Source organism: Burkholderia sp. AW49-1 (assembly GCF_053427845.1).
The window spans coordinates 62,210-80,860 of sequence record NZ_JBSAXF010000017.1; the positions used below are offsets into that span (position 1 = coordinate 62,210).

The window sequence follows — 18,651 nt, forward strand, 5'->3', positions numbered from 1 at the left end:
CTGACCCATGAAGATTCAACTGAAATTCTTTGCAAGCGTGCGCGAGTCGCTGGGCGTGTCCGACGAACAGGCTGACGTGCCGGACGGCGTGACGACCGTCGGCGACGTGCGCGCATGGCTGCGCATGCGCGGCGGCGCGTGGGCCGAGACGCTCGCCGAAGGGCGCGCGTTGCGCATGGCATGCAATCACGAGATGACCGACCCCGATACGCGGCTCACCGACGGTTGCGAGGTCGCGTTTTTTCCGCCCGTGACGGGCGGTTGAGCTTTGCATGGGACCAGAGTAAAGCGCTGAAGCGCCAACTCTGGTCGACCGCGAAGCATGGGACCAGAGTAAAGCGCTAAAGCGCCAACTCTGGTCGACCGCGAAGCATGGGACCAGAGTAAAGCGCTGAAGCGCCAACTCTGGTCGACCGCGAAGCATGGGACCAGAGTAAAGCGCTGAAGCGCCAACTCTGGTCGACCGCGAAGCATGGGACCAGAGTAAAGCGCTGAAGCGCCAACTCTGGTCGACAGAGGCAGACGATGGCTACGGTACGAGTACAGACTAACGATTTCGACCTGAACGCCGAGGTGGCGGCGCTGCGCGCGCGCAACCCGAAGATCGGGGCGGTCGCGTGCTTCGTCGGCACCGTGCGCGACCTGAACGAAGGCGATTCGGTCGCCGCGATGGAACTCGAACACTATCCGGGGATGACCGAGAAGGCGCTCGAGAAGATCGCCGCCGAGGCCGCCCGGCGCTGGCCCGGGATCGACGTCGCGATCGTGCATCGCGTCGGCCGGCTGCTGCCGCTCGACCAGATCGTGATGGTTGCGACGGTCGCATCGCATCGCGGCGATGCGTTCGCCTCGTGCGAGTTCGTGATGGACTACCTGAAGACCGAGGCGCCGTTCTGGAAGAAGGAAACGACGCCGGACGGCGAGCGCTGGGTCGATGCCCGCAGCACCGACGATGCGGCGCTCGCGCGCTGGGGTGTCGAATCGGGCAACTCGCCGCGCTGAGCGCGGCGTTCGTGTCGTGCGGCGATGTGCCGCAGGTACTCAAGCGCTCCGGCGCTGCGAATCGTCGTGTCAGGCGTCCGGATCGGTTCCGCGCCCGATGATCTTCGTCGGAAACGGCTCGCCGCGGGCGCGTGACGGAAGCGCATGCGGATCGTTGCCCGCGTCGCGACGGCGTGGCGCGATCGCGTCGAGCAGCGCCTGCTGCTCGGGCGGAATCCGATAATCCCAGCCGAAGCGGCTCAACTGCAGGCTCTGCGCGATGCGCAGCGCGGGCTCCATGAAGCGGATGGCCGCAGGCGGCGTGTAGCGCCCCTCGACGGTCTTCAGGAACAACGACAGCCAGCGGCTGAAATGCGCGGGCTCGATCCCGTCGAGTGGCTGGTGCGCCTGCTGCACGTTGCCGCGGTAGCCCTTGGTGCCGAGCACGAGGCTCGACCAGAAGCTCACCATCTTCGGCAAATGGTCGTCCCAGCGGCCTTCCAGCTTCGCGTCGAACACGGGGCCGAGCAGCGGATCGGCGCGCACGCGGTCGTAGAACGCGTATACGAGGTCGCGGATGTTGTCTTCTGTTGGCTCGGCGTCGCGAGGGCAGGCCGGAGCGGTTTCGGGCGAGGCTGGCAGGGCGGTCATGGCAAAAAGGGCCGGGAAATCGGGGCGTCGGCGTCGTGTTGGTGGAACGGCAGCGTGGGCAACGCGCAGGACACCGACAGAATTTTGACGCAAAATAGCGTCCACCAATGCCTGAAAAATGCGCAGATGCTATGCATCTTATTGCGCGCAGGCCGTCCCGGCAACCCGGCGCCGTCAAGCGGCCTCGCGAACCGTCCCGGCGCGCGCTCCGATTGATCCGGCCCGCTTGATCGGGGCGCGATCGATCCTTTTCCGTATTCGCTCATGAGACTCACCGACTACACCGACTACTCGCTGCGCGTCATGCTGTACCTCGCCGTGCGCGGCGAGGGGCTCGCGACGATCCAGGAGATCTCGGACGCCTACGGCATCTCGAAGAACCATCTGATGAAGGTCGTGCAGCAGCTCGGCGAGCTCGGCTGGGTCGATACCGTCCGCGGCCGCAATGGCGGGCTGCGACTGTTTCCCGATTCGCTGAAGCTGACGGTCGGCCAGGTGGTACGCGCAACCGAGAACGATTTTGCGCTGGTCGGCTGCTTTGCGCCCGACGGCGACGAGTCGCGCGGCTGCGTGATCGAGCCGCAGTGCCGCCTGAAGGGCGTGCTGGCGGCCGCGCGTGACGCATTCTTCGCCGAACTCGACCGTCACACGCTCGGCGAACTGGCCGTGCCCGCGTCGCCGCTCGTCGCGCTGCTGGGCATTCGTCCGATCGCGCTGGTGCGTGCCGAGCCTTCCGGGGATGACGCGCCGGCGTCCGCCGAATCGCCGTCGAAGGTCGGCTGACGCGCCGGCACCACCCCTGCCATCCGGGCGGCGACCGGCCCGCAGGCCGACGCATCGCCGCCCGGCGATTTTTGCGCTGAATCAACCCGAATTTCGCTTGAAACCCGTATAACCATCCACATCTTGGTGTTAATCGAAAATTGGAGGTCTCGCCAAATGAGAATCGACAAGCTCACCACCAAGTTCCAGGAAGCACTCGCGGACGCGCAAAGCCTCGCGGCAGGCCGCGACAATCAATACATCGAACCCGTTCACGTGCTGGCGGCGCTGGTCGCGCAGCAGGACGGCTCCGCCCGCTCGCTGATGTCGCGCGCGGGCGTTCACGTGCAGGCGCTGCAAGGCGCGCTGAACGAAGCCATTTCGCGCCTGCCGCAAGTCACGGGCACGGGCGGCGACATCCAGATCGGCCGCGAGCTGGCCGGGCTGCTGAACCAGGCCGACAAGGAAGCGCAGAAGCTCAACGACACGTTCATCGCGAGCGAGATGTTCCTGCTCGCCGCGTCCGACGACAAGGGCGAAGCCGGCAAGCTCGCCCGTCAGCATGGCCTTACGCGCAAGGCGCTCGAAGCCGCGATCGCCGCGGTGCGCGGCGGCTCGCAGGTGCACAGCCAGGACGCGGAAAGCCAGCGCGAGGCGCTGAAGAAATATACGGTCGACCTGACCGAGCGCGCCCGCGCGGGCAAGCTCGATCCGGTGATCGGCCGTGACGACGAAATCCGCCGTTCGATCCAGATCCTGCAGCGCCGGACCAAGAACAACCCGGTGCTGATCGGCGAGCCGGGCGTCGGCAAGACCGCGATAGTCGAAGGGCTCGCGCAGCGTATCGTCAACGGCGAAGTGCCCGAGACGCTGAAGGGCAAACGCGTGCTGTCGCTCGACATGGCCGCGCTGCTCGCCGGCGCGAAGTATCGTGGCGAGTTCGAGGAGCGCCTGAAGGCCGTGCTCAACGACATCGCCAAGGACGAAGGCCAGACGATCGTGTTCATCGACGAGATCCATACGATGGTCGGTGCCGGCAAGGCCGAGGGCGCGATGGATGCAGGCAACATGCTGAAGCCGGCGTTGTCGCGCGGCGAGCTGCACTGCATCGGCGCGACCACGCTCGACGAATACCGCAAATACATCGAGAAGGACGCCGCGCTCGAGCGCCGCTTCCAGAAGGTGCTCGTCGACGAGCCGAGCGTCGAGGCGACGATCGCGATCCTGCGCGGGCTGCAGGAGAAGTACGAACTGCACCACGGCGTCGACATCACCGACCCGGCGATCGTCGCCGCGGCGGAGCTGTCGCACCGTTACATCACCGATCGTTTCCTGCCGGACAAGGCGATCGACCTGATCGACGAGGCTGCGTCGAAGATCAAGATGGAAATCGATTCGAAGCCCGAAGAGATGGACAAGCTCGATCGCCGGCTGATCCAGCTGAAGATCGAGCGCGAGGCCGTGAAGAAGGAGCAGGACGAGGCGTCGCAGAAGCGCCTGCAACTGATCGAGGAAGAGATCGATCGCCTCGGCCGCGAATATGCGGACCTGGAAGAGATCTGGACCGCCGAGAAGGCCGCGGTGCAGGGCAGCGCGCAACTCAAGGAAGAGATCGAGAAGGTGCGGGCCGACATCGCGCGTCTGCAGCGTGAAGGCAAGCTGGAGAAGGTCGCCGAGCTGCAGTACGGCAAGCTGCCGCAACTCGAGTCGCAACTGAAGCAGGTCACGCAGGCCGAAGAGCAGGAGCAGCACAACCCGACGCGTCCGCGTCTGCTGCGCACGCAGGTCGGCGCGGAAGAAATCGCGGAAGTCGTGTCGCGCGCAACCGGGATTCCGGTGTCGCGGATGATGCAGGGCGAACGCGAGAAGCTGCTGCACATCGAGGAAAAGCTGCACGAACGCGTGGTCGGCCAGCACGAGGCGATCGGCGCGGTCGCGGATGCGATCCGTCGTTCGCGCGCCGGTCTCGCCGATCCGAACCGCCCGTACGGCTCGTTCCTGTTCCTCGGCCCGACGGGCGTCGGCAAGACCGAGCTGTGCAAGGCGCTGGCGGCGTTCCTGTTCGATTCGGAAGAGCACCTGATCCGCATCGACATGAGCGAGTTCATGGAGAAGCACAGCGTCGCGCGGCTGATCGGCGCGCCGCCGGGCTATGTGGGCTACGAGGAAGGCGGCTACCTGACGGAAGCCGTGCGCCGCAAGCCGTACAGCGTGATCCTGCTCGACGAGATCGAGAAGGCGCACCCGGACGTGTTCAACGTGCTGCTGCAGGTGCTCGACGACGGTCGCATGACCGACGGGCAAGGGCGTACGGTCGACTTCAAGAACACGGTGATCGTGATGACGTCGAACCTCGGCTCGCAGGTGATCCAGGCAATGACGGGCGCACCGCAGGAAGAGATCAAGGACGCCGTGTGGCTCGAAGTGAAGCAGCACTTCCGCCCCGAGTTCCTGAACCGGATCGACGACGTCGTCGTGTTCCACGCGCTCGACCGCAGCAACATCGAATCGATCGCGAAGATCCAGCTCGCGCGCCTGCACGACCGGCTCGCGAAGCTCGACATGGCGCTCGACGTGTCGCCGGCGGCGCTCGAACAGATCGGGAAGGTCGGCTACGATCCGCTGTTCGGCGCGCGGCCGCTGAAGCGCGCGATCCAGCAGGAGATCGAGAACCCGGTCGCGAAGCTGATCCTCGCGGGCCGCTTCGGTCCGAAGGATGTCATCCCGGTCGACGTCAGCGACGGCAAGTTCGTGTTCGACCGCGTCGTGCACTGATCGCCGGTGATCGGCCGCACGCCCGGTTCGCGCCGGGCGCGCAAAAACAAACACCCCGCTCAGGCGGGGTGTTTGCATATGGGGCGGCCGAAACCGCCGTCGAGACCGTCAGCCGGCGCGGTGCGGGCTCAGGCCTGCTTGCCGCCGAACATGCCGGCGAGCTGCGTGAGCGTGCCGAGCACGTTCGACGTATCGACCTGGCCGCCGGCCGGCACTTCGCCGTTCGGCGTCGCACCGTTGACGACGTGCGGAAGCACCTGCGCGAGGATCGACGATGCCTGGGACGGATCGATGCCGACCTTGCTCGCCAGCGAGCCGACGACGTCGGAACCGAGCACGTTCTGCAGCGTGTCGGCCGAGATCGGCTGGTTTTCGCCGTTGCCGACCCACGAGCCGATGATGTCGCCGGCGCCGCCGGCCTTGAACTTCTCGATCAGGCCGTTCAGCCCGCCCGGCTGGTTGTTGATGAATTCGAGCGCGGTCGTGATGAGCGCGCTTTGCGAGTTGCCGCCGGCCTGGCCGCCGATCAGACCGCCAACGATGTCGAGGAGACCCATGGTTCTTCACCTTCACTGAAAAGGGCGCCGCAACGACGGCGCCCGTTGATCGAATGCCGCGCGCACACGATCGCGCGCGCGGCGCACATCAGGCGCCCGACGCCGCGGCGGCGGAGGCTGCCTTGTCCTTCTTGCTCTTCTTCTTCGAACCCTTCGTCGCCTTCGTGGACGACGCTGCGGCCGGCGCGCTCGCGCTCGCTCCCGCATCGGCGGATGCCGCTGCGGCCGCGGCCGCCTTTTCCTTCTTCGACGCGCGCTTGCTCCTGGCCGGCTTCGACGCCGCTTCCGGCGCGCTGGCGGCCGGGGTCGGCGCCGGCGTTGCGGCCGCCGGCGTCGGAGCCGTGCCTGCCGACGTCGTGGCCGACGGGGTCGCGGACGTCGTCGCGGCCGGCTTCGACAGCTTCACGCCCTTCGGCGGCGTCGACGAGCCGCCGATCGTCAGGCCGTTTTCCTCGAGATGCCCGACCGACTTCGTGCCGAGACCCTTCACGCGGTTCGCGAGATCGTCCGCATCCTTGAACGGGCCGTTCTTGGTGCGTTCGTCGATGATCGCCTTCGACTTCACGGGCCCGAGGCCCTTCACCGATTCGAGCGCGGCCTGGTCGGCCGTGTTGACTTCGACGGCCGCGGCGAGACCGGCGGCAAGCGACAGCGATAACGCGACGAACAGCATCAGCAGCTTTTTCAGCATGGCAAAGGCTCCCTGGTTCTGACGGATGAATGGCTGTTGCAACGGACGGCGGGGCGAGACTTCGCCGGGCGTCGCCGTTAAGCATAGGACAAATGCGTGCCCATTTTGAGACAGGCTGACCGAATCTTGCTGAAGGCTTGCGTCGCTGTAAAGACAACAAGCCGCGCGGGGCCGTGGTTTTGACCATTCTTTACGGTGTCCGCGGCGGCGATTCAGATCGTTGTACTTGGCCGATCGATAACGCTTGACTTAGAGTGAACTCTAACTCCTAACCTTGATCCTGCCATGTCGAAAACCGTATCCAGACCTTCCGCCGCCGGTCCGCTGACGATCGGGCAAGTCGCCGAACTGACCGGCGTGTCGACGCATACGCTGCGGTATTACGAGCAGGCCGGCCTGCTGCGCGCGATTTCGCGCACGGCGGCCGGGCACCGGCTCTATGCGCCGGCCGATCTTGACTGGCTTGCCTTCGTGATGCGCCTGAAGGCGACCGGCATGCCGATCGCGCAGATGCAGCAGTTCGCGGCGCTGCGCGCGCAAGGCGAGTCGACGTTCGGTGCGCGGCGGCGCTTGCTGGCCGCGCATCGTGACGCGGTGCGCGCGCATATCGCGGAATTGCAGGCGAGCCTCGACGCGATCAGCGACAAGATCGCGTATTACGAGACGCAGGAACGCGAGACGGAGCGACGGGCGAACGCTACTCATTCACTCTCGGAACAGGACGGACACCATGGAACGACTCGTTGAAGATCGCTACACGCGCGGCTGGAACAAGCTGAAGGAAATCGACGGCGAAGTGGGCGAACGCGTGATCGCGGCGCTTGCGCCGATCGCGCCGGACTTCGGGCGGCTGCTCGTCGAGTTCGGCTTCGGCGACATCTACAGCCGGCCGCAGCTCGACCTGAAGGCGCGCGAGATCGCGACGATCGCCGCGCTGGCGGCGCTCGGCAACGCGCAGCCGCAACTGAAGGTGCATGTCGAGGCGGCGCTGAATGTCGGCTGCACGCGCGACGAGATCGTCGAGGTATTCATGCAGATGGCCGTCTACGCGGGGTTTCCGGCCGCGCTCAATGCATTGTTCGCCGCGCACGAGGTGTTCACGCGGCGCGATGAGGCGGCCGGCCGGAACGGCGGCACGACCGAAGCGGACGCGCACGCCGCGTGATGCGACGCGTGCCGGTACATCAAAGGCGGTGCGGCGCGACGATCCGGTGTTTCGCGATCCGCCGGTACAGCGTCGCGCGCGAGATGCCGAGCGCCTGCGCGGCCGCGTCGGGCCGCCAGCGGTGCGCGGTGAGCGCCGCGACGATACGGCCGCGTTCGTCGTCCGGCAGCGCGCCGGCCGGACCGGCGCCGAGCTGCGCTGCGAGATCGGCCGGCAGATCTCGCAGCGTCACGCGTGCGGCGTCGCATACCGCGCACGCATAGCGCAGCACGTTGCGCAGCTGCCGCACGTTGCCGGGCCACGGGTACGCGGCGAGTTGCTCGGCGAGCGACGCGTCGAGCGTGAGCACGTGGCCGGTCGCCTGCGCTTCCTCGGCGAATACCGCGGCGATCACGTCGCGCACGTCCGCGCGCTCGCGCAACGGCGGCAGTTCGAACGTCGCGCCGCTCAGCCGGTAATACAGATCCTCGCGGAACGTGCCGTCGGCCACCATTCGTGCGAGATCGCGGTGCGTCGCGCAGATCACGTCGAGATCGACGCGCACCGGCGTATCGCTGCCGAGCGGCACGACCTCGCCGTCGGCGAGCACGCGCAGCAGGCGGGTCTGCAGCGTGAGCGGCATGTCGCCGATTTCGTCGAGGAACAGCGTGCCGCCGTCTGCGAGCGCGATCTTGCCGCGCGCGCCGTGCTTGCGCGCACCGGTGAACGCGCCGGCCGCATAGCCGAACAGCTCGCTTTCGATCAGCGCCTCGGGCAGCGCGCCGCAGTTGACCGCGACGAACGGCCGTGCGCGTCGCGCACCGGCATCGTGGATCGCGCGGGCGAATACTTCTTTTCCTGCACCGGTTTCGCCCAGCACGAGAATCGGCAGCCGCTTGCTCGCGACACGCAGCGCGAGCTCGGCCTGTCGAGCAACGCGCGCGTCGCTGCTGTGCAGGAACGGCGTCAGCGCGCCGACGTGGCGCTGCGCGGTGCCGGGGCGGCGCGATGCGGTGCCGGTTTCGCGGCCGGCGCGCCGGAGCGGCGCGCGCAATCGTGCATAGAGCGGTGCGCCGGTCGCGCGCAACCGCAGCGCGACGATCGCGTCGAGCCGTGCGGCGTCGCGCAGCGGCATCTCGGTCGCGTCGAAGATCTCGTCGATATGTCGCGGTTCGCGCAGCGCCGGCAGCGCGTCGCGCGCGTGCCGGTTCGCGGCGACGATGTTGCCGCATTCGTCGAATGCGATCAGCCATTCGGGCTGCGCCTCGACGTAGTGACGATTCGGATGCCCGAACAATATCCAGTGTTGCGCGGTGCTGTGCACGAAATAGCCGTCCTCGATCAGCGCCGCGCTTTGCCGCACGAGCTGGTACACGAGACGCTGGCTGTCGCGGCCGTCCGGCGACTGGACGGCCGACGCGTCGAGCACGCCGATCAGTTCGCCACCCGGCGCGAAGATCGGGGCCGCGCTGCAGGTGAGCGTGGTGAACGCCGCGCGGAAGTGGTCGGTCTTGTGCACGGTGATCGGCGCGAGATCGGTCAGCACGCTCGCGACCCCGCAGGTGCCTTCCTCGCTTTCCGACCAGCACGAGCCGATGTGCAGCCCCGCATGACGGAAGTCGTTGCGGCGTTCGCGGTCGATCCGGTAGTCGATCGTCACGCCGTGCGCGTCGGTCAGCATCACGCAGTAATCGGCGACGCGAATCATGTCGTGCAGGCGCGTCAGGCACTGGCCCGACGCGCGCAGGAAGGCCTCCTCCTTGTCGCGCACCTCGCGCAGCTCGGCCGCGGTCAGCACGCGGGGGCCGATCGACGAGGCGGGGTCGAGCGCGTAGCGCTCGAGCGAGCGCTGCCACGACGACACGAGACGCGCGGAATCGGCCGGCGCGGGCAGGCGTCCGGCGAGCGCGCCGAGCACACGGTCGGCGTGCTGGGCCTGGGGGACGGCATAGGGCATGGTCGGCTCCGGTTCCGTACGGCGGGGAATTCGATGTTCTTGTAGCACATCCGCCTGCGCGGATCACATTGCATCGCAGCACGCGCGTGGCGTGAGACGTTCGTCTCAGTGGCATCTCAGCCGGTCTCGCGCGATTGAGACGCGCGGGCATGCCGGGTGCGACGGTGGCCCGCATCATGACGTTGCGTGCCGCGCCGCGCTACACGTGGCTTGCGGGCCGAAGCGCGATCCGGATGAAGGTGCCGAAGCCGGCGCGCCGGTAGATCGACGGCGTGAGACGCATGGGCGGTTGCGCGGGGCGTCGGGCTGTCGCAGCAGCAGCCGGCAACGGCCGGCATGGCCGCCGCGCCAGTCTGGAAGCGGGTTCCGCGGTCGTTGCACGTGTGGTGGCACGCCGCTTGCAGATGTCACGGGCAAGCTCGGCGCGGTCGCGTCGGCGACGACGATCCGCTGCCCTCGATGACGGCGGACGACACATGCAGGACCGGCGTGAGTGCCGGTCCACTGGATGGAGACAAGCCCGTGACGACGCCCGTGACCGTCGGCGTGATCGCGAACCCCGCATCGGGGCGCGACATTCGCCGCCTGACGACGCATGCATCCGTGTTCCCGACTGCGGAGAAGGCCAACATGGTCGTGCGCCTGCTCGCCGGCCTCGGCGCGATGGGCGTCGAGCGCGTGCTGACCTTGCGCGACAAGACGGGCATTGCGACGCTGCTGATGCGTGCGCTCGATACGCATCGCGCGGTCGCGCCGCACGAACGCTGGCCCGACGTCGAATTCGTCGACCTGCCGATCTCGGACACCGTCGCCGACACGCACGCCGGCGCCGCATACATGCACCGGATGGAAGTCGCGCTGATCGTCGTGCTCGGCGGCGACGGCACCCATCGCGCGGTCGCCGCGCATTGCGGCGCGACGCCGCTCGTCGCGCTGTCCACCGGCACCAACAACGCGTTTCCCGAACATCGCGAGGCGACGGTCGCGGGCGTTGCGGCAGGGCTCGCCGCGACCGGCGCCGTGCCGGCCGAGGTCGCGTTCGTGCGCAACAAGCGGCTCGTCGTGCGCTGCGCGGCGGGCGCGAACGCCGGGCATGAGGAGATCGCGCTCGTCGACGTGTGCGCAGCCCGCCAGCGCTTCATCGGCGCGCGCGCGATCTCGGGGCCCGACGACATCGACACGCTTTATCTGACTTTCGCGGAGCCGGACGGCATCGGCCTGTCCGCGCTCGGCGGCGCGTGGGCGCCGCTCGAGCGCAGCGCGCCGCACGGGCTCGCAATGCGTTTCGCCGCCGACGGCAAGACCGCCGGCACGCCGCTCGTCGCGCCGATCGCACCCGGGCGCGTCGATCGCGTCGTGATGCGCAGCTGCGAGCGACTCGAGCCGGGTGCGTGGCAGACGATCCCGTTCGTGCACGGCACGCTCGCATTCGATGGCGAGCGCGAGATCGAGGTCACGCGCGGCGACCGCTACGAGATCGCGCTCGACTGGCGCGGGCCGCTGACGGTCGATGTCGGCCGCACGCTGCGTTACGCGTCGTCGCGGCAGTTGTTGCGCGATGCCGGCGCGTGGCGCGACTGACGGCGGCTTCACGTTTCACCGACGGCCGTGCCGTCGTGCAATCCGTCGCCGGGGCGTTGCCGCGGCGGCATTCGCAGTCAGACCTACTCAGGAGACACACATGACCGTTTCGACACAGCTCAGCAGGGACACGCTGCTGGACGCCTACCGGCTGATGCGCACGATCCGCGAATTCGAGGAGCGCCTGCACGTCGAGTTCGCGACCGGCGAAATCCCCGGCTTCGTTCATCTGTACGCGGGCGAGGAGGCCTCGGCGGTCGGCACGATGCTGCACCTCGGACTCGAAGACTATGTCGCCACCACGCACCGCGGGCACGGCCACTGCATCGCGAAAGGCGTCGACGTGCACGGGATGATGGCCGAGATCTACGGCAAGAAGACGGGCGTCTGCCACGGCAAGGGCGGCTCGATGCACATCGCCGACCTGTCGATGGGGATGCTCGGCGCGAACGGGATCGTCGGCGCGGGCGGCCCGCTCGTGTGCGGCGCGGCGCTCGCAGCCAAGCACAAGAAGACGGGCGGCGTCGGCGTGTGCTTCTTCGGCGACGGCGCGTCGAACCAGGGCGTGATCTTCGAATCGATGAACCTCGCGTCGGTGTGGCGGCTGCCGGCGATCTTCGTGGCCGAAAACAACGGCTATGCGGAAGCGACGTCGTCGAGCTGGTCGGTCGCGACCGACAACATCGCCGATCGCGCGAACGGCTTCGGGATGCCGGGCGTGATCGTCGACGGCTTCGACTTCTTCGCGGTGCACGAAGCGCTCGGCGAAGCGGTCGCGCGCGCACGCAACGGTGGCGGCCCGACGCTCGTCGAAGTGAAGTTCACGCGCTATTTCGGTCACTTCGAAGGCGATGCGCAGACCTATCGCGCGCCCGGCGAAGTGCAGAAGCTGCGCGACGAGAAGGACTGCCTGAAGCATTTCGAAGCGCGCGTCGTGCGTGCCGAGGCGCTGACGACCGACGAGCTGCGCGCGGTCGATGCGCAGGTGAAGGCGTTGATCGACGACGCGGTCGCGCAGGCGAAGGCCGCGCCGCTGCCCGACGCGGCTGACCTGCTGGCCGACGTGTACGTGTCGTACCCGTGAGCGCGATGTGACACAGCGGCCACCGGCCCGAAGCCGGCACGGCGAACCCAATATTCCAGGAGACGGACATGGCAAGGAAGATCACTTATTCGCAGGCGATCAACGAGGCGCTCGCGCAGGAGATGGCGCGCGACGACAGCGTGATCGTGATGGGCGAGGACAACGCGGGCGGCGCGGGTGCGCCGGGCGAGGACGACGCATGGGGCGGCGTGCTCGGCGTGACGAAGGGGCTGTTCCACAAGTTTCCGGGCCGCGTGCTCGATACGCCGCTGTCGGAAGGCGGCTACATCGGCGCGGCGGTCGGTGCGGCCGCGTGCGGGATGCGGCCCGTCGCGGAGTTGATGTTCATCGATTTCATGGGTGTGTGCTTCGATCAGATCTTCAACCAGGCCGCGAAATTCCGCTACATGTTCGGCGGCAAGGCCGTGACGCCGGTCGTGATCCGCGCGATGTACGGCGCCGGCCTGCGCGCGGCCGCGCAGCATTCGCAGATGCTCACGTCGCTGTTTACGCACATCCCGGGGCTGAAGGTCGTGTGCCCGTCGACGCCTTACGACGCGAAGGGGCTGCTGATCCAGTCGATCCGCGACAACGATCCCGTGATCTTCCTCGAACACAAGCTGCTTTACACCCGCGAAGGCGATGTGCCTGAGGAATCCTATGCGATTCCGTTCGGCGAGGCGAACGTCGTGCGCGACGGCGACGACGCGACGATCGTCACGTATGGCCGCATGGTGCATCTCGCGACCGACGCGGCCGCGAAGCTCGCGAAGGACGGCGTCCAGGTCGACGTGATCGACCTGCGCACGACGTCGCCGCTCGACGAGGAAACGATCCTCGAAAGCGCGGAGCGCACCGGGCGCGTGGTGGTGGTCGATGAAGCGAACCCGCGCTGCTCGATCGCGACCGACATCGCCGCGCTCGTCGCACGGCGCGCGTTCCGGTCGCTCAAGGCACCGATCGAGCTCGTGACCGCACCGCATACGCCCGCGCCGTTCGCCGGCGTGCTGGAAGACCTTTACATCCCGTCCGCCGACGCGATCGCGCAGGCGGTACTCAAGACGAGGAGCTGACACGATGTCGATTCACATGATCACGATGCCCAAGTGGGGGCTGTCGATGGAGCAGGGGCAGGTCAACGGCTGGCTGAAGGCGATCGGCGAGCGCGTGACGAAGGGCGACGAAGTGCTCGACGTCGAGACCGACAAGATCTCGTCGGGTGTCGAATGCGCGTTCGACGGCACGCTGCGCCGTCAGGTCGCGCAGGAAGGCGAGACGCTGCCGGTCGGTGCGTTGCTCGGCGTGGTGGCTGCAGCCGAGGCAAGCGATGCCGACATCGACGCGGCGATCGCCGAATTCCAGCGCGACTTCGTGCCGACCGCGGCCGCCGATGACGCGGCCGGCCCGCAACCCGAGAAGGCGCAGATCGGTGGACGCACGGTCCGGTTCCTGAAACTCGGCGACGGGTCGGGCACGCCAGCGGTGCTGATCCACGGCTTCGGCGGCGACCTGAACAACTGGCTGTTCAACCACGCGGAGCTCGCCGCGCATCGGCCCGTATGGGCGCTCGACCTGCCCGGGCACGGCGAGTCGGGCAAGACGGTCGACACCGGCAGTCTCGACGAACTGGCCGACGCGGTGCTCGCGCTGCTCGACGCGCAGCACATCGATCGCGCGCACCTGATCGGGCATTCGATGGGCGGCGCGGTCGCGATGGCGGCGGCGGAGCGCGCGCCGCAACGCGTTGCCTCGCTGACGCTGATCGCGAGCGCCGGGCTCGGCGCCGACATCAATCGCGGCTACATCGACGGCTTCGTCGCCGGCAACAGCCGCAATACGCTGAAGCCGCACCTCGGCGCGTTGTTCGCCGACAACGCGCTCGTCACGCGGCAGCTGGTCGAGGACCTCGTCAAGTACAAGCGGCTCGAAGGCGTGCAGGCCGCGCTGGAGAAGATCGCGAACGCCGCATTCGACGGCGCATCCCAGCGGCGCGTGTTCCGCGACCGCGTCGGGGCGCTCGCGCCGCGCACGCTCGTGATCTGGGGCGAGCGCGACCAGGTGATCCCGGCGCAGCACGCGCAGGGCTTGCCGGACGGCGTGCGGGCCGAGGTGATCGCCGGCAGCGGCCACATGGTGCAGATGGAGGCGGCTGCCGACGTGAACCGCCTGATCGTCGCGTTTCTCGGAGACTGACGATGGCCGCCGCGCTCGAACGACCCAGTCTCACCGCGCTCGGCCAACCGGGCGCGAGGAGCCGCGACAAGCTCGCGCGCATTCCGGTGCGCGTCGAGCCCGCGGCCGGCGCGGCGCTGCCGAAGCCGCCGTGGCTGCGGGCGCGGCCGATGATGAGCGGGGCGGTCGCCGACATGGCGGCCGTGCTGCGCGATCACCGGCTGCATTCCGTCTGCGAGGAGGCGATGTGTCCGAACATCGGCGAATGCTTCGCGCAGCGCACCGCGACGTTCATGATCATGGGCGGATTATGCACGCGGCGCTGCCCGTTCTGCGACGTCGCGCACGGTCGTCCCGAGCCGCTCGATCCCGACGAGCCCGCGCGGCTCGCCGCCGCGGTCGCAGCGCTCGAATTGCGCTTCGTCGTGATCACGTCGGTCGATCGCGACGACTTGCGCGACGGCGGCGCCGCGCATTTTGCGGCCTGCATCGCGGCGGTGCGCGCGAGCGTGCCGGGCATCGGCGTCGAGGTGCTGACGCCCGATTTCCGTGGCCGCGTCGCGCGGGCGCTCGATGCGTTGTCGTCGGCGTGGCCGGACGTGTTCAATCACAACGTCGAAACGGTGCCGTCGCTGTATCGGGCGGCGCGGCCGGGCGCCGATTATCGCGGTTCGCTCGACCTGCTCGCGCAGGCGAAGGCCGCGCGGCCGACGCTCGTGACGAAATCGGGCTTGATGCTCGGGCTCGGCGAGCGCGACGACGAGGTGCGGGACACGCTGCGCGACCTGCGCGCGCACGAGGTCGACGTGCTGACGCTCGGCCAGTATCTCGCGCCGTCCGCGCATCATCTGCCGGTGCGCCGCTACGTGAGCCCCGACGCGTTCGCCGCGTGGCGCGACGAGGGGCTGTCGCTCGGTTTCAGGGAAGTCGTTGCAGGCCCGCTCGTGCGGTCCTCGTACCACGCGGCCGACGTGCTGGAGGACGCGTAGGCCGCGGGCAGTGCGTCATGCGCTGTATGCGCTGACAGAGGGTTGCGCGCGGCTGACGTGGCGCAGGTAGAGCGCGAGGCCTGCGCCCGCGAGCATCAGGCTGATCGTGTTCGCGAACCAGAAGCCGCGCGCGCCGGTCAGCCAGGCCGGTGCGATGCCGCCGACGTCGAAGCCGAGCATGTAGCCGCCGCCGAGTCCGACGCCCCACAGCGCGACCGCATAGATCACGGTCGGCACGACCGCGACCTTGTACGCGCGCAGCACGAAGGCGGACGTGATCTGCAGTGCGTCGAAGAAGTGGTAGCAGGTGACGATCGCGACCAGCGGCAGCGCGGCGGCGGCCACGGCCGGGTTCGGTGTGTAGCCGCCGACGATCAGCGGACGCAGCGTGAACACGAGCACGCCGTACGCGGCCGCGATTCCGCACGCGAGCATCACGCTGTGCCGGCCGAGCAGGCGTGCCTCGTCCGGGCGGCCGGCGCCGAGTGCGCGCGCCACCAGCGTCGACGCCGCGACGCCGATCGACAGCGGCGTCATGTACAGCACCGCGCCGATGTTGCCGGCGATCTGGTGGCCGGCGAGCGTCGTCGTGCCGAATTGCGCGATGAAGAGCGCCATGCACGTGTACGACGTGACCTCGATCAGGTACGACAGGCCCATCGGCACGCCGAGCTTCAGGATCGCCTTCTGGCGTGCCCAGACGGGCCAGCAAAAGCGCGAGAAGATCGAAAGCGGCGAGAACACGTCGAGCTTTGCGAGCAGCGTGAAGCCGATCAGCGCGAGCGCCCAGTTGATCAGCGTGCTGGCGAGCCCGCAGCCGGGGCCGCCGAGGGCCGGCACGCCGAGGCCGCCGAAGATGAACCACACGTTGAGCGGAAACTTGAGCAGCAGCGCGCCGACCTGCAGGACCATCGCGAGGCGCGGCTTGCCGGCTGCGTTGGTCAGCGCGTTGTAGATCCGGAACACGAGGCTCGCCGGCAGGCCGTACGACAGGATCCGCAGGTAATCGACCGTGCGGTCGTGCAGCGCGGGCGGCGCGTGGGCGATGTGCAGCAGCGGTTCTGGAAAATGCAGCAGCAGGAAGCCGGGCGCCGCGAGCATCAGCGCGAGCCACAGCGCCTGGCGGACCTCTTCGCCGATTTCCGCGTAGCGCCGCGCACCGTACAGTTGCCCGGTGATCGGCTGCAGCGCGGACAGGATGCCCGTCATCCCGATGTAGACGGACACGTAGATCGACGAACCGAGCCCGAGTGCGGCCAGGTCGATGGCCGAATAGCGGCCGACCATTGCCGTGTCGATCACGCCGAACGCGATGATCGCGAGCTGGCCGACGAGCACCGGCCACGCGAGACCGACGATCCGGCGGATGTCGGCGAACATCGTCAATCGACCGTCCGGTGGCGCGGGCCGCGGCGCTTGACGGGCGCCGTCGGCCGCTCGATGCGCTCGTACAGGCGGAAGCGTTCGTCGCGATCGGCGACGCGGCGGCCTTCCCACACGAGACGCCACACGTATTGCGACATCGCGCTCGGCTCGCCGAAGTCCGCGCGATCCTGGCGCAGGATCACGTCGCATTCGCCCGAGAACTCGAAGTGCATGTCGCCGAAGTACGCGAAGGTCGCGATCTGCGCATCGCCGAGCCGCACGGGCGAGATGCACTCATAGTCTTTCGGCAGATGCGACGCAATCTGCTGCGCGACGTCGCTGTAGGTCCGGCCGTAGTTGACGATCGGCAGCCACAGCGTCATCAGCAGCACCCACATCAGCGTGGTGCCCGCGCCCGACAGCACGACGCTGCGCCACAGCACCTTCGGCTGGCGCGAGATGCGCCAGCGCGCGAGCAGGCACCAGCACGCGGTGACGATTACCGCGCAGATGAACGACAGGATCTTGAAGTGCGGTTCGTAGCCCGGCACGAGGCGCGCGAGGTTGCGCGCGAGCGGGTGCGGGAAGCCGGTGAGCGACGCGAGCCATACGAGCCACACGAAGGTGCCGAGAATCGTGAAGCTCAGCACCGCGAACCAGTCGAATGCGTTGATCGCGCCGCGCTTGAGCGTCGGCAGCGCGAAGGTTGCCAGCACCGCGAGCGGCGGCAGCAGCAGCATGTACATGCGGTTCGATTGCTGGCTCTGCAGGATCACGAGCGCGACGAGCGGTACCACGGCCGACAGCGGAATCGCGATGTGCGCGCGGCGGCGCATGCCGGCCCAACTCCACCAGGCCCAGATCGCCAGCGGCCACGCGGGCCACGTAAACAGCGGCAGGTTCTTCGCCGCGTAGGCGAGCACCGCGGTCGGCGGGCCCGAGAAGCGCATCAGGCTGCCGTGGATCCACTGGTTGAAGAACCACGCGGCGTCGTCGGGTGCCGCGTGGAACGCGGCGAGCGGCCACAGCGCAAAGATCGCGGCCGCGAGTGGCAGGCCGATCAGCGGCAGGCGCAGGTTGCGCATCTCCGGCGTGACGAGCCACAGCGCGGCGGTGCCGGCGAGCAGCGCGACGACGAGCACCGGGTTGCCGGACAGCGCGACGAGACCGATCGCGATGCCCCACCACAGCGCACCCTGCATCGGCTTGTCGATGCCGCGCACGATGCCGTACACGAACATCGCGATCCACGCGAACTGCGCGAGCTGCGGTGTCGTTTCGTGGCCGCGCTCCGCGAGCCCGAAGCACGCGACGAGGACCAGCAGCGCGCCGTCGGCGAGCGTGCGGCCGTAGTCGCGCGGCTCCGGCTCGCCGCCGAATGCGTACTTGAACGGCTGGACCTCGGCGCGCCGGCCGAGCAGGTAGGCGGCGTACCAGACGAACGCGCACGCGACGCAGAACAGCACGCCCGTATCGACGCGCGACGCATTGCTTGCATCGACCCACGGCGCCAGCGCGCGGATCGACAGCGCGCCGAGCCAGTAGCCTAGCGGCCCGTCGGTCGTGATGAACTTGCCGACGAGATTCGGCAGCAGCCAGTCGTGCCAGCCGCCGGAGGCCATCGTCCACATCACGCCGAAGCCCGCCGCGTCCTCGTTCTTCCACGGGTCGCGGCCGAACAGGCCGAACGCCGCGTAGACGAGGCAGAGCGTGAGCAACAGCCAGCGCGGCAGCGCGCGCGTGGCGGAGGCGGTGAGACGAACGACTGGCTTCATGCAGATGAGCGATTTGTTATGGGCGGGCGGCCGGCGCGGTCATGCGCCCGCCGACGGCGCCGGATTCGAGCATCCGGCATTGTAGACGCGCCGGCCGTTGCGCGTGGGACGATTGCCCCGACACCGGCCGGCGCGCGGTGTTTTCCCGGCGAGCGGAGACAAAAAAG

17 protein-coding genes are annotated in these 18,651 nt (G+C 68.4%); 11 read left to right on the plus strand and 6 right to left on the minus strand.

Going from position 1 to position 18,651, the window contains the following annotated elements:
- The first annotated feature begins 7 nt into the window (after positions 1–7).
- Together moaD and ACV22W_RS23235 are read left to right on the plus strand one after the other, a co-directional pair.
- The gene (moaD, locus tag ACV22W_RS23230; protein ID WP_448022021.1) at positions 8–265 is read left to right on the plus strand and encodes a molybdopterin converting factor subunit 1; all 258 of its coding nucleotides are present in this window, start codon (positions 8–10) and stop codon (positions 263–265) included.
- A gap of 260 nt (positions 266–525) precedes the next feature.
- Positions 526–1,002 carry a molybdenum cofactor biosynthesis protein MoaE gene (locus ACV22W_RS23235; RefSeq protein ID WP_448022022.1) on the plus strand — a complete coding sequence of 159 codons (477 nt, stop codon included), beginning with the start codon at positions 526–528 and terminating at the stop codon, positions 1,000–1,002.
- Between the two features lie 69 nt (positions 1,003–1,071).
- Here ACV22W_RS23235 and ACV22W_RS23240 read toward each other — a convergent pair whose 3' ends face one another.
- Entirely contained in the window at positions 1,072–1,632 is a 561-nt protein-coding gene (locus ACV22W_RS23240; protein ID WP_448022023.1) for a group III truncated hemoglobin, read from the minus strand.
- A gap of 264 nt (positions 1,633–1,896) precedes the next feature.
- On the opposite strand from ACV22W_RS23240, the gene ACV22W_RS23245 reads away from it, so the two are divergent.
- Together ACV22W_RS23245 and clpB are read left to right on the plus strand one after the other, a co-directional pair.
- The gene (locus ACV22W_RS23245) at positions 1,897–2,415 is read left to right on the plus strand and encodes an Rrf2 family transcriptional regulator (RefSeq protein WP_448022024.1); all 519 of its coding nucleotides are present in this window, start codon (positions 1,897–1,899) and stop codon (positions 2,413–2,415) included.
- A 156-nt stretch (positions 2,416–2,571) separates the two neighbouring features.
- Positions 2,572–5,169 (plus strand): ATP-dependent chaperone ClpB, encoded by a 2,598-nt coding sequence (gene clpB / locus ACV22W_RS23250; RefSeq protein WP_448022026.1) that lies wholly within the window; start codon positions 2,572–2,574, stop codon positions 5,167–5,169.
- A gap of 128 nt (positions 5,170–5,297) precedes the next feature.
- Here clpB and ACV22W_RS23255 read toward each other — a convergent pair whose 3' ends face one another.
- Together ACV22W_RS23255 and ACV22W_RS23260 are read right to left on the minus strand one after the other, a co-directional pair.
- Positions 5,298–5,726 carry a YidB family protein gene (locus ACV22W_RS23255; protein ID WP_059529856.1) on the minus strand — a complete coding sequence of 143 codons (429 nt, stop codon included), beginning with the start codon at positions 5,724–5,726 and terminating at the stop codon, positions 5,298–5,300.
- A gap of 88 nt (positions 5,727–5,814) precedes the next feature.
- Positions 5,815–6,417 (minus strand): ComEA family DNA-binding protein, encoded by a 603-nt coding sequence (locus ACV22W_RS23260; RefSeq protein WP_448022028.1) that lies wholly within the window; start codon positions 6,415–6,417, stop codon positions 5,815–5,817.
- A 285-nt stretch (positions 6,418–6,702) separates the two neighbouring features.
- Between ACV22W_RS23260 and ACV22W_RS23265 the strand changes: the two genes are divergently transcribed.
- Together ACV22W_RS23265 and ACV22W_RS23270 are read left to right on the plus strand one after the other, a co-directional pair.
- Entirely contained in the window at positions 6,703–7,164 is a 462-nt protein-coding gene (locus ACV22W_RS23265; RefSeq protein WP_448022030.1) for a MerR family transcriptional regulator, read from the plus strand.
- Positions 7,148–7,582 carry a carboxymuconolactone decarboxylase family protein gene (locus ACV22W_RS23270; RefSeq protein WP_448022032.1) on the plus strand — a complete coding sequence of 145 codons (435 nt, stop codon included), beginning with the start codon at positions 7,148–7,150 and terminating at the stop codon, positions 7,580–7,582. Before ACV22W_RS23265 ends, ACV22W_RS23270 begins: the two co-directional genes overlap by 17 nt.
- A gap of 19 nt (positions 7,583–7,601) precedes the next feature.
- Here the strand turns inward: ACV22W_RS23270 and ACV22W_RS23275 are convergent, their stop codons facing one another.
- Entirely contained in the window at positions 7,602–9,518 is a 1,917-nt protein-coding gene (locus ACV22W_RS23275) for a sigma-54-dependent Fis family transcriptional regulator (protein ID WP_448022034.1), read from the minus strand.
- Positions 9,519–10,040: 522 nt separating this feature from the next.
- Between ACV22W_RS23275 and ACV22W_RS23280 the strand changes: the two genes are divergently transcribed.
- The 5 genes from ACV22W_RS23280 to lipA all read left to right on the plus strand — a co-directional run bounded on the left by ACV22W_RS23280 (position 10,041) and on the right by lipA (position 15,344).
- Positions 10,041–11,099, plus strand: coding sequence for an ATP-NAD kinase family protein (locus tag ACV22W_RS23280; RefSeq protein ID WP_448022036.1), 1,059 nt, complete (start codon positions 10,041–10,043; stop codon positions 11,097–11,099).
- A 100-nt stretch (positions 11,100–11,199) separates the two neighbouring features.
- Positions 11,200–12,183, plus strand: a complete 984-nt coding sequence (locus ACV22W_RS23285) for a thiamine pyrophosphate-dependent dehydrogenase E1 component subunit alpha (protein WP_448022037.1) — start codon at positions 11,200–11,202, stop codon at positions 12,181–12,183.
- 68 nt (positions 12,184–12,251) lie between these two features.
- Positions 12,252–13,256: an alpha-ketoacid dehydrogenase subunit beta gene (locus ACV22W_RS23290; protein ID WP_448022038.1), complete on the plus strand. Its 1,005-nt coding sequence runs from the start codon at positions 12,252–12,254 to the stop codon at positions 13,254–13,256.
- Between the two features lie 4 nt (positions 13,257–13,260).
- A complete protein-coding gene (locus ACV22W_RS23295) occupies positions 13,261–14,376 on the plus strand; it encodes an acetoin dehydrogenase dihydrolipoyllysine-residue acetyltransferase subunit (RefSeq protein WP_448022040.1) in 1,116 nt (371 codons plus the stop codon).
- A gap of 2 nt (positions 14,377–14,378) precedes the next feature.
- The gene (gene lipA, locus ACV22W_RS23300; protein WP_448022042.1) at positions 14,379–15,344 is read left to right on the plus strand and encodes a lipoyl synthase; all 966 of its coding nucleotides are present in this window, start codon (positions 14,379–14,381) and stop codon (positions 15,342–15,344) included.
- Between the two features lie 15 nt (positions 15,345–15,359).
- Here lipA and ACV22W_RS23305 read toward each other — a convergent pair whose 3' ends face one another.
- Together ACV22W_RS23305 and ACV22W_RS23310 are read right to left on the minus strand one after the other, a co-directional pair.
- Positions 15,360–16,724 carry an MATE family efflux transporter gene (locus ACV22W_RS23305; RefSeq protein ID WP_448022044.1) on the minus strand — a complete coding sequence of 455 codons (1,365 nt, stop codon included), beginning with the start codon at positions 16,722–16,724 and terminating at the stop codon, positions 15,360–15,362.
- A gap of 2 nt (positions 16,725–16,726) precedes the next feature.
- Positions 16,727–18,484, minus strand: coding sequence for an ArnT family glycosyltransferase (locus ACV22W_RS23310; protein ID WP_448022045.1), 1,758 nt, complete (start codon positions 18,482–18,484; stop codon positions 16,727–16,729).
- Between the last annotated feature and the right edge of the window lie 167 nt (positions 18,485–18,651).